Raw genomic sequence first — 14,360 nt, 5'->3', positions numbered from 1 at the left:
TTTATTGAGATGATGTGTTATTTATTTGTAGTTCATCAAATAATTTAATTAAATGAACTGAGTAGTCTTGAATTGAACTCCAAGACAGAATAATTCGTTTGAACTGGGCAATAAATCGAATGAGTTTGTCTGCATTGTTTATTCGTTGGAAAATATCTATGGATTGCTTTATTTCAGTCAAAATAACCAGCCACATATAGTCAAGGTGGTCAATTGCTAATCGAGCATCTTTAAACAAACTTTCAATTTTATGCAAGTTAAGTTGGATATCGAAAATGGTTTTTTGAATTAGCTTTTCATTATTAATCTTGGTGTTTAGTTCGGCGATTTCTTTTAATAACTCATTTTTTTTTGCTCTTATTGCATCTGCTTTAGGCCCAAAGATACTGCTGGTGATGACTAAACCAATAATTCCCCCTGTTAATCCCGTAAAACATAATTTGACAAAGTGGGAGTATTCTTGCTCTAGTTGTACAATATCCTGTTTTTTTAACTCTATCATTTCTTTTAAATATGATTCTGAGCTATCGCGATTGACGGGTTCGAGTTGTTGATAAAGGCCTTTTATATTAAATAGTAAGGATTCAACATGTTCAAAGTTTGAAAGGTATCCACCTGTAATATAAGCTCTAAAGTCTGATACTGTGTTTTTGATTTTTATTGTTTTTATAGATTGCTGTTTTATATCACTCTTAATTAAATTTAAAATGCTAACAAGCTCAGTGGCAATTTGTTGGTCATCATTTTGATAGGTAATTTTATCTAAATCATTTTCGGTTAAATCATCTAGACTATCGGATATTTTTTGCAAAATCGGCATGTGGTTAATGTACTCAATGATCTGGTTGCCTGTTTGCATAATATTTCGGCTGGTTAGAGATAGATTAACCGATTGTTCTTTAACTTGTTGTTCTACATGATCCCAACTGTTTGCATGGGTTCTAATATCCATGATCGCACTCGTTAAATCGTCAGGGCTAATAGGAAGCTCTGTTGATTCATTAATACCAAACCATTTTAAAATATCTATTTCTCGTAAGGGGAGTGAAAGCGCGAAACGAACATGTTTATGAATGTTGACCAAATCATCTAAGGTGAATATACCTGCTGAACGCGCAGATAGGGCATCTTGATTAGTTAACAATGCTAATGTTGCATTTCCTATATTTTCTTTTTCAATAATTCGGTCGTAACTTTCTTTAGTATGCATTATGAATTCCAACTTTATTAAGTTAATGAGTAATGAAGTCTTAACTTGATTCATTATTTGGATGCGTATGTATAGTAGGTTTCGAGATTACTTCTATTCACTGGAAATTGGTCATCAGTAAAGTATAAAGTGGACGCTTTATATTGAGTAACCTACTCGAAACTGAAGGAAGGGGTTGATACTAAAAAATGAAAATCATCGCTAAAAAATAACTCAATGTGTGTATCAAAATAGCAAAAGTTCATATTTATAAAATTGGTTTAATTAATAGAAATGCCAATTTTTAGAATACTTAGCGGTATGTCATGAAGGTTAATAACCTAAAGGGATCTTATCCATAAGGTCGAGCATCGCAGTACTTGCATTCAATTAGTATTAAAAATATGTTTCATAATGAAAAATAGGAAGAAGAGTGTATCTCGTACTTATTAATCGTTGCTATCCGTTTAACTGTTGATATTGATGATGCAAAACTGTTGATTGGTCAATAAATTGGCAACTAAAAACCCAGAACAGTGATAAAGCCACAAAATATCAATTAATTAAATGAATATGTCATTATATAATTGATAGAATAAACTATACTAGACGCAAGAAGAACGTCACATTCCAGCCTTAGTGGTTGTTGTGAATCAGCAGAAATAGTACTTGCGGGAGAATAGCTGTAGAGACAATGATTGATCAATGTATTAATGCATTTCATTGCGCTATATAATCTTTGATGTTAATCGATGTGCTGTGGTTGTAGGGATCTAAAGTGATAAATAAAAAAATTGATAAAGTAATAGCTGAAATTCTGGAACATTTGTCTACATTGGCACTGGGAAACAAAGAATACACACGACTTGTTTGGCAATTTGACGAGCAAACAGCTTTTCCAGGCTTAGCATGGCTATCTTCACAGGCCTGTTACCCGCAATTTTATTGGTATCAACGCACCGGTGCAGAAGAGTGTAGTGCACTGGGGCGCGTTAAATCCTTTTATTCTATTGAAGATGCTGAATATTTCTTATCCCAATACCCACAGACACCTGACGTGCGCCTATGGGGGCTAAATGGTTGGAATGCGGTGGGAGATGGACTTACGGATGAAGAAAAGCAGCAAGCAACATATTGTTTTCTACCGCGTTTAGAAATTCATCGGCTGCGTTCAACTATCAGTATTAGCTTGAATGTTGATGGGCAAGAGGATATACAAAATGCAATTGCTTTTCTCTTGAAACTGACATCAACATCGGATGCTTCTTTAACGCTTCTCGCCTCGATTACTGAGCAAAAACATATTCCTAGCCATGACGAATGGTGCCGTTTATTAAATTGCGCTATTAGCGATATGAAAGCGGGTAAGATGGAAAAAGTGGTGATGGCGCGCGAGACTCAGTTAACATTATCGAATACGATTTCAGTCGCAGAATTTTTATCGGCAAGCCAGCAGGTTAATCATCACTGTTACCATTTTATGATGGCGTTTGATAAGCACTCTGGCTTTATCTCCTCAACACCTGAACGTTTATATTTAAGGCAAGGAACGCAGCTTAATTCGGAAGCCCTTGCAGGTACAGTGGCAAATGATCCTGATGATAATATCGCTGCGGAATATGCTAAGTGGTTGATGGAAGACAAAAAAAACCAACATGAAAATTTAGTGGTGGTGGATGATATTTGCCAGCAATTGCAGGGAGCTGTTACTGGGATTGATGTTTCCTCTGCAAAAGTTATTCGTTTAAGAAAGATTCAACATTTATATCGTTCTATTGTGGCAACGTTAATTTCCCCGTCAGACCGTGATTGTTTGCAGCGCCTTCAGCCTACTGCGGCAGTGTGTGGTTTACCCAGAAAGGTGGCACGGCAATTTCTGGCAGAAAATGAGCCTTTTTATCGAGGCTGGTATGCTGGGACTGGCGGATTTATTAGTTTGAATAAAAGTGAGTTCGCTGTTTCTTTACGCTGCGCACAAATCAATGGCGCGCAAGTTTCATTGTATTCAGGTGCTGGTATTGTGAGCGGCTCTGACCCTGAACAAGAGTGGGAAGAGATTGAAAATAAAGCAGCAGGGTTGAAATCGCTGTTTGGAAATAACTAACAACCACATTATAAATATGGTTATTTTTTGTTTATTTTCAACTAGTTCATCAAAAATTGTTCTGAGATCAAGAAAAATTTTTCTATCAGTCTAAACTGATTGATAATTAATAATTTGCTGAGCATATTATGTCGAATTCTGCATTTAATATCCGTTGGGCTGAAGTGATTATTGAAGCACTTAGCCGTCATGGTATGAAACATATCTGCATTGCGCCGGGTTCCCGTTCGACGCCTTTAACGTTAGCCGCGAGTAACAATGTTAAATTGCATTGCCATACGCATTTTGATGAACGTGGTTTAGGGCATCTTGCTCTCGGGCTTGCTAAGGCAAGTGGCGAACCTGTTGGTGTCATTGTTACCTCGGGTACTGCGGTGGCCAATTTGTATCCGTCATTGATAGAAGCTGGGTTAACGGGTGAACAAGTTGTTTTTTTGACGGCGGATCGTCCCCCTGAGCTGATTGACTGTGGTGCAAATCAAGCTATCCGCCAAACGCATATTTTTGCTTCGCACCCAACTCAGTCCTTAATGTTACCTCGCCCAACGCGAGATATTTCAGCCAAATGGCTGGTGAGCGCGGTTGATAACGGTATGAACCAACTTCATCATGGCGCTTTCCATATTAATTGTCCATTTGCGGAGCCACTTTACGGTGAAAGCGAAGGGGAGTACGAATGGCAGCAAACATTAGGTGATTGGTGGAATTCGAATCATCCATGGTTAAGTGAGCCGCTAACCCACACGGTTGCGCTCGTGGCAGATTGGTATTTTTGGCGCCAGAAAAAGGGTGTTGTTATCGCTGGGCGCATGAGTGCGACAGAGGGAGAACTCGTTGCTGCGTGGGCTCAAGAGCTGGGTTGGCCAATATTAGGTGATGTGTTATCGCAAACAGGGCAACCGTATCCATGCAGTGATTTATGGCTGCAAAACCCAAGTGCTCAAGCCATATTGCAAGATGCTGAATTAGTAGTGCAATTTGGCTCAAGTATTACGGGTAAACGGTTACTGCAATGGCAAGCTCATTGCCAACCAAAAGAATACTGGATTGTGGACCCGATACCACAACGCCTAGACTCCGCGAACCACATGGGGCGCAAGCTGACTTGCTCAATTAAAGGCTGGCTTGAAAATCACTCTGCACAACCCCGTAGCCTGTGGTGTGAGTCATTATTAGAACTTGCTGAAAAAACACAAAATTGTGTTGAAAAATACCTATCAGGTCAATTTTCTGAAGCCGCAGTTGCACATCAACTTCCAGAGCTACTTCCCCCTCGAGGACAATTATTTGTTGGTAATAGCTTAATCGTACGTTTGATTGATTCATTCTCACAGTTACCGGTTAGTTATCCCGTCTATAGCAACCGCGGAGCAAGTGGTATTGACGGATTAATTTCTACATTGGCAGGGGTGCAGCGTGCAACAGCGAGACCGACTTTGGGGATTGTAGGTGATATTTCTGCGTTGTACGACTTAAATAGCCTTGCTTTATTGCGAGAACCTTCAGCACCGACCATTTTGATTATCGTAAACAATAATGGTGGGCAAATATTCTCTATGCTGCCAACCCCTGATGATGCAAGGCAAAATTATTATTGCATGCCGCAGAATGTCAGCTTTGAACCCGCTGCGAAAATGTTTGGGTTGCAATACAGTGCCCCGACAGACTGGGATGGTTTAAAAAATACAGTCCAGCAATTTTGGCACAATCAACATGGTACGCTTGTTATTGAACTGGTCGTTGAGGGTGATGAAGGGGCCCGCACATTAAAACAGTTACTTAGCGTTGCTGCGGAGCTCTAATGTTAGCAGCAAAACTATATAATCCAGAAAAATCAGGTCCTTGTCTCGTTTGGCTTCATGGGTTGTTGGGCAGTGCAGATGATTGGCTTTCTGTGATTGGGCAGTGTAATGATTACCGATCATTAGCGATTAATTTACCTGGACATGGTGGTTCACAAGAGGAAACGTGCCAAGGTTTCGAACACTTTAATGAACAATTGAATGCGCTTTTGCAGCACTATCAAATAAATGAATATTACTTGATAGGTTATTCATTAGGCGCTCGCCTTGCCATGTATTTTGCCTGCTTTTACCAGCCAAAAGGGCTATTAGGGTTGGTTATTGAAGGTGGAAATGTTGGGTTGGAAGACCTGCAGGCAAGGTGTGAGCGTAAAAAAAATGACAACGCATGGGCACAGCGTTTTCGTACAGAGTCCATGCACAAGGTATTGAGTGATTGGTACCAACAAGCTGTTTTTGCAGATTTATCGGCTGCTCAGCGAGATAAACTGATTGAATTGCGCCAAGAAAATAATCCGCAAGCTATTGCGGACATGCTAGAGAGCACATCGTTATCTCAGCAACCATTTTTAGTGCCAAATTTGCACCAACTGACTTGCCCATACCACTATTTTTGTGGCGAGCGAGATCAAAAGTTTCGAAGCGTTTCGCAACAATACACATTGCCATTAACGCTGATTGAAAATGCGGGGCATAATGCTCATCGGGAAAACCCTACGGGCTATGCAACTGCACTTCACCATTTTTTATCACACTGTGGTTAAAGGAATTTGAGAATGATTTATCCAAGCGAAGAAAAACTGTACGCACCTATTGAATGGCAAGACTGCTCCGAAGGGTTTGACGATATTTTGTATCACAAATCCCCTGAAGGGATTGCGAAAATTACCATTAACCGCCCACAAGTGCGTAATGCGTTTCGTCCTCAAACGGTTAAAGAGATGATCCAAGCCTTGTCAGACGCGCGTTATGATGACCATATTGGTACTATTATTTTAACAGGTGAAGGTGAAAAAGCCTTCTGTGCAGGTGGTGACCAAAAAATTCGTGGCGACTACGGCGGGTACCGCGATGAAAGTGGCACTCACCACTTAAACGTTTTGGATTTCCAACGTCAAATTCGCACTTGCCCAAAACCGGTAGTTGCAATGGTCGCGGGTTTTGCTATTGGTGGCGGTCATGTTTTACATATGATGTGTGACTTAACGATTGCGGCGGATAACGCAATTTTTGGTCAAACAGGGCCAAAAGTAGGTTCTTTTGATGGCGGCTGGGGTGCATCATACATGGCGCGTATCGTAGGGCAGAAAAAAGCTCGTGAAATCTGGTTCTTATGCCGTCAATATGATGCAAAAGAAGCGTTAGACATGGGATTGGTTAACACCGTCGTTCCTTACGCTGAATTGGAAAAAGAAACCGTTCGTTGGTGTCGTGAAATGTTAGAAAACAGCCCAATGGCATTGCGTTGCTTGAAGGCGGCATTAAATGCTGACTGTGATGGCCAAGCGGGTCTGCAAGAGTTGGCGGGTAATGCGACGATGCTGTTCTACATGACGGATGAAGGTCAAGAAGGTCGTAACGCTTTCAATGAAAAACGTGCACCTGACTTCTCTAAATATAAGCGTAATCCGTAATGCGTAAAGCCAAGATTTATTCGTTCAGCCTGCCCATGGAGGCAGGTGTTATCCTTCGTTATCAACGCCTCAAGACACGTGATGGGCTTTTGGTATGCTTGCAAGATGGGGATAGCGAAGGTTGGGGGGAAATTTCGCCTCTGCCTGAATTCAGCCAAGAAACGTTGGAAGAAGCAACTGCTGAAACCATTATGAGGATGAATGAATGGGTGAAAGAAGGCAAAATTTTTGATAGTCAACTTCCTTCTGTGGCATTTGGGTGCAGCTGTGCCGTGGCTGAATTAACTGGCGAGTTACCCAAAAAGGCAGATTATCGCAAAGCACCACTGTGCAGTGGTGACCCTGATGACTTAATTTTAAGCCTTGATGCGATGGAAGGCGAGAAAGTCGCGAAAGTCAAAGTGGGCCTATATGAAGCAGTGCGTGATGGCATGGTGGCGAATCTATTGTTAGAAGCGGTGCCAGAGCTCAAACTCCGTCTTGATGCAAATCGTAGTTGGACGCGTGCGAAAGCGGACGGTTTTGCTAAATATGTTAACCCTGACTACCGTGATCGTATCGCATTCTTAGAAGAACCGTGTAAAACGCGTGAAGAGTCCCTACAATTTGCTGCTGACACAGGCATCAACATCGCATGGGATGAGAGTGTGCGTGAAGAGGGCTTCAAGGTTGAAGCCCAAGCCGGGGTTGCTGCGATTGTGATTAAACCAACGCTTACGGGAAGCTTAGCTTATTGCCGTTCTTTAGTTGAAGAAGCTCATCGTCTTGGTTTACAAGCAGTGATTAGCTCTTCTATAGAAAGCAGTTTTGGCTTAACTCAGCTAGCTCGCGTTGCGCATTGGTTAACACCGAATACAATCCCTGGTCTTGATACTGTTTCTTTAATTCAATCACAGTTAATCCGTCCTTGGCCACAGTGCGAGATTCCATTACAACAGGTAGAGGATTTAACCGTTGTATGGCAGAGTTAACACCATTTAATGATTGGCCTTGGCAGCACTGGGCCAATCTCCAACCAGACTCAGTTGCTGTCTATTCAGATGGTGAAAGCCTAACGTGGGACTCGCTTAACCAACAGCTTAAGGATCTTGTCACTTATTTTTCAATGCAAGGTGTGACAGGGGGGCAATGCGTCGTACTTCGAGGGAAAAACTCGGTTGAGTTATTACTTAGTCAACTAGCCCTTATCGCTTGCGGTGCAAGGGTTTTACCGCTGAACCCTAGCATCCCTGAACGGACGCTCAGTGAATTACTCCCTCATCTTGGTATTAGCTCAGTAATTGATTTTACGGATGATACCGAGCTGCTTGCTAATTACCGAAACCTTGATTACCAACTGTATTATCACTTTATTGGTGAAGGTGATTTTCAACCTGCTCATTTTCAAGCGCAAGTGAAGCAACCTGCGACACTAATATTAACGTCGGGGTCAACGGGTTTACCGAAAGCCGCAGTTCACAGTGTTGAGGCCCATCTCAATAGTGCTGATGGTGTCTTGAGTGCGATGAATTACCAACAGGGTGATTGCTGGTTACTTTCCTTACCACTTTTTCATGTTTCTGGACAAGGCATCATTTGGCGTTGGTTACTTAAAGGCGGAGCACTAGCACTTAAAAATCAACCACTCGCTGAAGCCCTGCAAGGCGTTACCCATGCCTCATTGGTACCAACGCAATTATGGCGTTTGCTGAATAACGAAACGAATGCCCAACTTTCTCTTAAAGAAGTGCTATTAGGTGGTGCCTCAATCCCGTCTTCATTAACGGATTTAGCGCAGAGCAGGGGTATAGCATGCTGGAGTGGCTATGGTATGACCGAAATGGCTTCGACAGTTTGCGCTAAGCGCGCAGATGGTAAACGGGGTGTAGGTTTGCCGTTAAAAGGGAAACAAATTCGTATTGTTGCTGATGAAATTCAAGTTCAGTCGACGAGTCAGGCCCTAGGCTATTGGTTTGATGGAAAAGTTAAGCCTTTAAATTGTACTGATGGCTGGTTTAAAACGAATGATAAAGGGGCGTTTATTGATGGTGAATATCAAATACTGGGTCGCCTCGATAACCTATTTATGAGTGGTGGGGAGTGCGTTCAACCCGAAGATATTGAAGCGGTAATTAATTCTCACCCTAATGTGTCACAAAGTTTTATTATCCCCATTGATGATATTGAGTTTGGCCAACGCCCTGTGGCCGTAGTGGAGTGCGACTCAGATTTACCACTCAGTGAATTATCCGTTTGGTTAAAAGACAAACTTGCTCCCTATCAATACCCGAAAAGCTTTTATCAGTTAGAGCCTCGCTTAAAGAGTGGGGGAATTAAAGTTTCTCGTCAGCAAGTGAAAAACTGGGTTTTAGCGAGACTTCAATAAGCAGAATGATTGGCTAAATATAAATGGCATGGCGGCAAAACGGGAAAAACCATCATTTTAGCCCGCTTTGCCCATAGTTGAAACGATGGATATTAAATCCATCGTTTGTTTGTATCATTACTTCTTCAATGCATTCAACGCGTTCTCAACACCTGCACCGTACTCGGGGTGAACTTGTTTGAATAGCGCAATTTGGCGCACTTGTGTGGCTTCTGTTGCATCAATTAGCTCGCCAGCAATACGTTTAAACATACGTTGGTGCTCGGCATCATCTAATAATTCATATAATGCACGTGGTTGGCTGAAATAGTCTTGGTCTTCACGGTGATCCCAATGGTCAGCAGCACCCTCAATAGATAATGGCGGTTCACTAAAATCAGGTTGTTCTTGGAATAAACCTGATTCATTTGGTTCATAAGTTACATGATTACCACTGTTACCATCAACACGCATTGCACCATCACGATGATAATTGTGGAATGGGCAACGAGGTGCGTTTACTGGAATTTGGTGATGGTTGACACCAAGGCGATAGCGGTGTGCATCACCATACGAGAACAAGCGGCCTTGCAGCATTCTGTCTGGTGAAAAACCAATACCTGGGACAACATTAGCAGGGCTAAATGCCGCTTGCTCGACATCCGCAAAGTAATTATCCGGGTTACGGTTTAGTTCGAAATACCCCACATCGATTAACGGATAATCTTTATGAGGCCAAACTTTAGTTAGGTCAAACGGGTTATAAGGAACCTCTGATGCTTCTTTTTCAGGCATGATCTGAACTTGTAGATTCCAGCGAGGGAAGTCCCCTTTTTCAATCGACTCAAATAAATCGCGTTGTGAACTCTCTCTATCTTTACCCACTAATTGCTCTGCTTGCTCGTCAGAAAGATTTTCAATACCTTGTTGGCAGCGGAAGTGGAATTTCACCCAGAAACGCTCATTATTACCATTGATAAAGCTATAAGTATGACTACCAAAACCGTGCATATGGCGATAGCTTTGGGGAATACCTCGGTCACTTGCATCAATGGTTAATTGGTGCAACGACTCAGGTAATTGAGAGAAAAATGCCCATTTGTGTTCCATCGTACGCAGATTAGAGCGAGGGTCACGTTTGACGACGTGGTTTAAATCAGGGAATTTTAATGGGTCACGGAAGTAGAACACAGGGGTATTGTTACCTACCATGTCCCAGTTGCCTTCTTCAGTGTAAAACTTGAGAGCGAAACCGCGAATATCACGTTCAGCATCTGCAGCACCACGCTCTCCCGCAACTGTTGAGAAACGGGCAAACATTTCTGTTTTTTTGCCCACCTCAGAGAAAATTTTTGCGCGGGTATAAGGGCTGATATCGTGGGTGACAGTAAAAGTACCAAATGCACCAGAACCTTTTGCGTGCATACGTCTTTCAGGGATCACTTCACGGTCAAAATGGGCTAATTTTTCTAAGAACCAGACATCTTGTAATAACATTGGGCCGCGTTTACCTGCGGTCATGACATTATTATTATTGGCGACGGGAGCGCCAGAGGCAGTCGTAAGGCCTTTTTTCTTCATCACAATGCTCCTGATTTTGAATTTAATGACTACATAAACCTAACTAAAAAGTTATAATTTTGTAATAAAACAAAAATACCACCACAATAAACTTGTGATTCAGTATAGTAATTATGGATATGATTATCTAATTAATATAACCAATTACTGTGATTGAATGTGAGATAAGTGGGATTTTTAAGATAGAGGCTAAAAATTTAAACTTGGCTTAAGTGGGTTGAAATTATCTTTTGGCTGAATAGGTTGCGTAAATCTGAGTAATTTAGGCTGAGAAGCGTGTGTAAATCGCGTAATATCCGTAGGTAATAATTTAAAGAGGATAAAATAATGCGCAAAGTTGTGTTATTAGTGGCGGCCATGTCCCCGTTTTTTATGAATTCTGCTCAAGCAGTATCTGTGAGCGCACAAGCAGGTAAACACTATACTGAATTATCAGCAGGCTTAGGTAATCAAAATGCAGGCCTTGCATTTAATGGTTCTTGGGCACGTAGTGATCATGATGGTCAAATGGGAAGTTTAGGGGCTACATTTGGCCTCCCTGTTGGGCCTTTTGCTGCGTATGTTGGGGGTAAAGGTTTGTATTTATCGCCTGATAATAACAGCAGTGGTGCTGCATTAGCTGTTGGTGGTGGTTTAAATTGGCAGGCTCTACCTTCACTGAATATTTATGGTGAGGCTTATGGCGCGCCAGAGTCACTGACTTCGGGTAGCAAGTCTTACGTTGAAGCAAAAGCGGGAGCTCGTTATACCGTATTTAAACCGCTATCTATTGATGCGGGTTATCGTGTAATTGAAATGAAAGGCTCTCACAATAAGTCGAATGAGAAAATTGCTGACGGCCTTTATTTAGGTGCAGGTCTTTCATTCTAGTATTGCCACCTAATGTTTATTGCCCTTAGCTGCTTATGCAATTTGCTGCTAGGGGCATATTTTTTATTTAGCTGTAATTAAATACTTTTAAAGCAAATGATTATTTTTTGGTTATTTATCCTCAGATGTTCATATGTTCTTAGAGTATTACTGTAATGAAGTTAAAACATCACGGCTTAATCCTGTGCTTTTCATGATGATTTCGGGACTAACACCATTTTTAAGCAGTTGGGCAGCCATTGTAGTCATGGCCTCTGTTCTACCTTCTTCTCTGCCTTGCTGAATTCCTTGCTGGATCCCTTCTTCTTTGCCTTGTTGAATGCCCTGTTGAATGCCTTCTTGACGGCCTTTATTTTGTAAACGCTGTGCAATACTCATAACAGTCTCCCTATGTTGTTCTGTTTGCTCTTCTAAGGTTTGAACGACTTCTTCAAAGTTTGTGGCATCCAACGCAATGAACAGGTAATTAAGGATGGTAACCACATCGTTGTCGCTATTATAGTGCTTATTGAGCGCTTGCGCCAAAAGTGGAAGAACCCGCTGAAACTCATCCCGTAAATATTTATGTTTCATAGCCAGTTCCATCACGGCGACTTTACGGTGGTTGACTAATTCATTATCATCGATGACGGTGATATCCACTAAAGGAAACGGTTGTGTGTATAGCTGGTTTGCAATCTCTGCAAGGGGAAAACAATCAGTCCATAATAAGGAATGTGGATAAGGGGAACAGCCCCCGTGGTAAAAAAGAACAGGTACTACGAGCGGTAACGTTGTATTTCCTTGTTGCATATGCTGGTTCATCGCTAAGAAAGCGTAATGTATTAAGCGCCCCGCCATTAATTTATCAGGAGTAGACTGGTGTTCAACGAGTAAATAAAGATACCCTTGCCCACGTGTGGTTTGGACAGAATACAGAATATCGGATAAGCGCGAGCGTAATTGTTTATCAATAAAAGATGAGTTAGTAAGCGCTAATGTATTGAAATCACATAGAGATTTTATATGTTCAGGTAAGTGAATTTCAAAAAAGTCACGTGCGCTGTCAATGTTTGTCATAAACCCCTTAAATGCTGCATCATGCGCAGCAGAAACGCTTTTCCCTTTCATTCAATTCGCTTCCTCATTTATCTATCAGCCACAATAAAGTAAGAAGGCTTGATTGTCTTTTCGATCTTATTTGCTGTGATATAACGTAATAAAAGAAAAAAGCTTTGGTTTATTTGCTAATAATGAATATTAAAAGATTAAACGGAGAGGGTAGCGGTCCATCTATTTATAGGGTTATAAAGTAGCGGGGATTAGTTGGAAATAGAGGGTACAGATAAAAGAAAAGCCCCAAATTGACATTATTCAACTTGAGGCCTATTTAGATAGTTTCTTAACCGACGTTAGGTAGGAAGCCTGCGACGATGGAGAACTGGATAGCAATAACAGCGACACCACAGAGTAATATTAGCGTTAAAACAGGTGTGCCACCTTTAACGCGATATCCACCTTTAGCTTCTACCTTGCGAACACGCATAGTGAGAAGAGCAGGGATAATCAAAGCAAGAACAGACAATGCCACCGCAGCGTAAGTAAGGGCCTGTACAAAACTGCTATAAAATAGGGCGCACAACAGTGGCGGTACGAAGGTTAATAAACTGGTTTGAATACGACCAATAAAACGATTACTGCGTTTGAACAGGTCAGCAAGGTAATCAAATAACCCTAATGCCACACCTAAGAAAGAGGTTGCGAGGGCTAAATCCATAAATAAGCTGACGGCTAGGTTAACGCGAGGGTTGGCGACCACATCACGCACTGCAGTTAACAAACCATTAAGGCCTGACTCTTGAGCCAGAATGCCTAAGAATGTATTCGATGGAATTGAGCCTAATGTGGCGATTTGCCATAGGATATAGGCAACAAGAGGAATTGCACTACCTGTGATGAAAATCATACGCAGTTTGCGCACGTCACCATTCATGTAGTTGACAAGGCTTGGGACGCTACCGTGGAACCCAAAGGACGTAAAAATCACAGGGATAGCGGCAAGAACCAGTCCTTTTTCAATAGGCATTGTACTTAAATTGACAGCTTCTGCATGGGGGAGCATAACAAAAATCATGATCACCATAAAAATGGTTTTAGCTGTAAACAAAATGCGGTTAATAAAATCAACGGAATGTGTTCCGATTGTGACCACTGCGCCGCCCACCACAGTAAAGAGAATGATAGCAGTGCTTGGTGAAATTTTAACCCCCCACCAAGAGGATAAGCTGTCGGAAATCAATACGCCAGCTCCACCAATATAAGCGGTTGTTAGCGCATACATCAGCAATAACATACTTAAACCTGTGACGATTTGCCCTGCTGGGCCAAGGTATTTTTTTGCGACGGTACCTAATCCCATATTTGCAGGGTTATGTTGGTAGACCTCCACTAACAATAATGAGGTATAGCTCATTAACATCCATAACCCGACAAGCAAACAAACGATGCCTGTAAAACCGACGCCTGCAGCAGCAAGTGGCATTGCCAACATCCCTGCACCTATTGTTGTTCCTGCAACGATTAACACACTGCCAAGGGTACGATTCTTCACAAGTTCCTCTAATTGAATCTGAATAATTAATAAGTGATGCAGATTATGCGATTGTGCGTATTGTGTCAAATGTAAATTACAGTGAGTGTAAATATATGTGTACATCAATTGGCGGCATTACAATAGCAAATGACCTGCTAGATGTAAGGTTAATTAACTAAAGAAAAAATGATGAATTAAGGTAGCTAAAGGTAAATTTATTTTTGGTTTTTTGTTAAAAAAATAGGGGCAATCATTTGATTATAA

Annotated in this window: 11 protein-coding genes; 7 read left to right on the top strand and 4 right to left on the bottom strand. The window is 41.6% G+C overall.

Going from position 1 to position 14,360, the window contains the following annotated elements:
- Window position 1 precedes the first annotated feature (1 nt).
- Window positions 2–1,210, bottom strand: coding sequence for an alpha-xenorhabdolysin family binary toxin subunit A (locus ABWP91_RS10055; protein ID WP_353243156.1), 1,209 nt, complete (start codon window positions 1,208–1,210; stop codon window positions 2–4).
- A gap of 757 nt (window positions 1,211–1,967) precedes the next feature.
- Between ABWP91_RS10055 and ABWP91_RS10050 the strand changes: the two genes are divergently transcribed.
- From ABWP91_RS10050 to menE, 6 genes are all read left to right on the top strand, one after another.
- Entirely contained in the window at window positions 1,968–3,293 is a 1,326-nt protein-coding gene (locus ABWP91_RS10050) for an isochorismate synthase (protein WP_353243155.1), read from the top strand.
- Window positions 3,294–3,421: 128 nt separating this feature from the next.
- Window positions 3,422–5,095 (top strand): 2-succinyl-5-enolpyruvyl-6-hydroxy-3-cyclohexene-1-carboxylic-acid synthase, encoded by a 1,674-nt coding sequence (gene menD / locus ABWP91_RS10045; protein ID WP_353243154.1) that lies wholly within the window; start codon window positions 3,422–3,424, stop codon window positions 5,093–5,095.
- Window positions 5,095–5,859 (top strand): 2-succinyl-6-hydroxy-2,4-cyclohexadiene-1-carboxylate synthase, encoded by a 765-nt coding sequence (gene menH / locus ABWP91_RS10040; RefSeq protein WP_353243153.1) that lies wholly within the window; start codon window positions 5,095–5,097, stop codon window positions 5,857–5,859. Before menD ends, menH begins: the two co-directional genes overlap by 1 nt.
- Before the next feature lie 12 nt (window positions 5,860–5,871).
- Window positions 5,872–6,729 carry a 1,4-dihydroxy-2-naphthoyl-CoA synthase gene (gene menB, locus ABWP91_RS10035; protein WP_206082336.1) on the top strand — a complete coding sequence of 286 codons (858 nt, stop codon included), beginning with the start codon at window positions 5,872–5,874 and terminating at the stop codon, window positions 6,727–6,729.
- Window positions 6,729–7,700, top strand: coding sequence for an o-succinylbenzoate synthase (gene menC, locus ABWP91_RS10030; protein WP_353243152.1), 972 nt, complete (start codon window positions 6,729–6,731; stop codon window positions 7,698–7,700). The genes menB and menC overlap by 1 nt, the downstream gene beginning before the upstream one ends.
- Window positions 7,688–9,094, top strand: coding sequence for an o-succinylbenzoate--CoA ligase (gene menE, locus ABWP91_RS10025; protein ID WP_353243151.1), 1,407 nt, complete (start codon window positions 7,688–7,690; stop codon window positions 9,092–9,094). The genes menC and menE overlap by 13 nt, the downstream gene beginning before the upstream one ends.
- Before the next feature lie 117 nt (window positions 9,095–9,211).
- On the opposite strand, the gene ABWP91_RS10020 is transcribed toward menE, so the two are convergent.
- On the bottom strand, window positions 9,212–10,654 hold the full coding sequence (locus ABWP91_RS10020) for a catalase (protein WP_353243231.1): 1,443 nt from the start codon (window positions 10,652–10,654) through the stop codon (window positions 9,212–9,214).
- 327 nt (window positions 10,655–10,981) lie between these two features.
- On the opposite strand from ABWP91_RS10020, the gene ABWP91_RS10015 reads away from it, so the two are divergent.
- A complete protein-coding gene (locus ABWP91_RS10015) occupies window positions 10,982–11,524 on the top strand; it encodes a YfaZ family outer membrane protein (protein WP_353243150.1) in 543 nt (180 codons plus the stop codon).
- 147 nt (window positions 11,525–11,671) lie between these two features.
- On the opposite strand, the gene ABWP91_RS10010 is transcribed toward ABWP91_RS10015, so the two are convergent.
- Window positions 11,672–12,634, bottom strand: coding sequence for an Rpn family recombination-promoting nuclease/putative transposase (locus tag ABWP91_RS10010; RefSeq protein WP_353243149.1), 963 nt, complete (start codon window positions 12,632–12,634; stop codon window positions 11,672–11,674).
- 271 nt (window positions 12,635–12,905) lie between these two features.
- Complete coding sequence (tyrP, locus tag ABWP91_RS10005) at window positions 12,906–14,054, bottom strand: tyrosine transporter TyrP (protein ID WP_353243148.1); 1,149 nt, start codon at window positions 14,052–14,054, stop codon at window positions 12,906–12,908.
- Window positions 14,055–14,360 lie beyond the last annotated feature (306 nt).

Origin of the sequence: Providencia sp. (assembly GCF_040396775.1) — a bacterium.
Classification (GTDB): Bacteria; Pseudomonadota; Gammaproteobacteria; order Enterobacterales; family Enterobacteriaceae; genus Providencia.
This window is presented reverse-complemented; position numbering and strand designations above follow the sequence as displayed.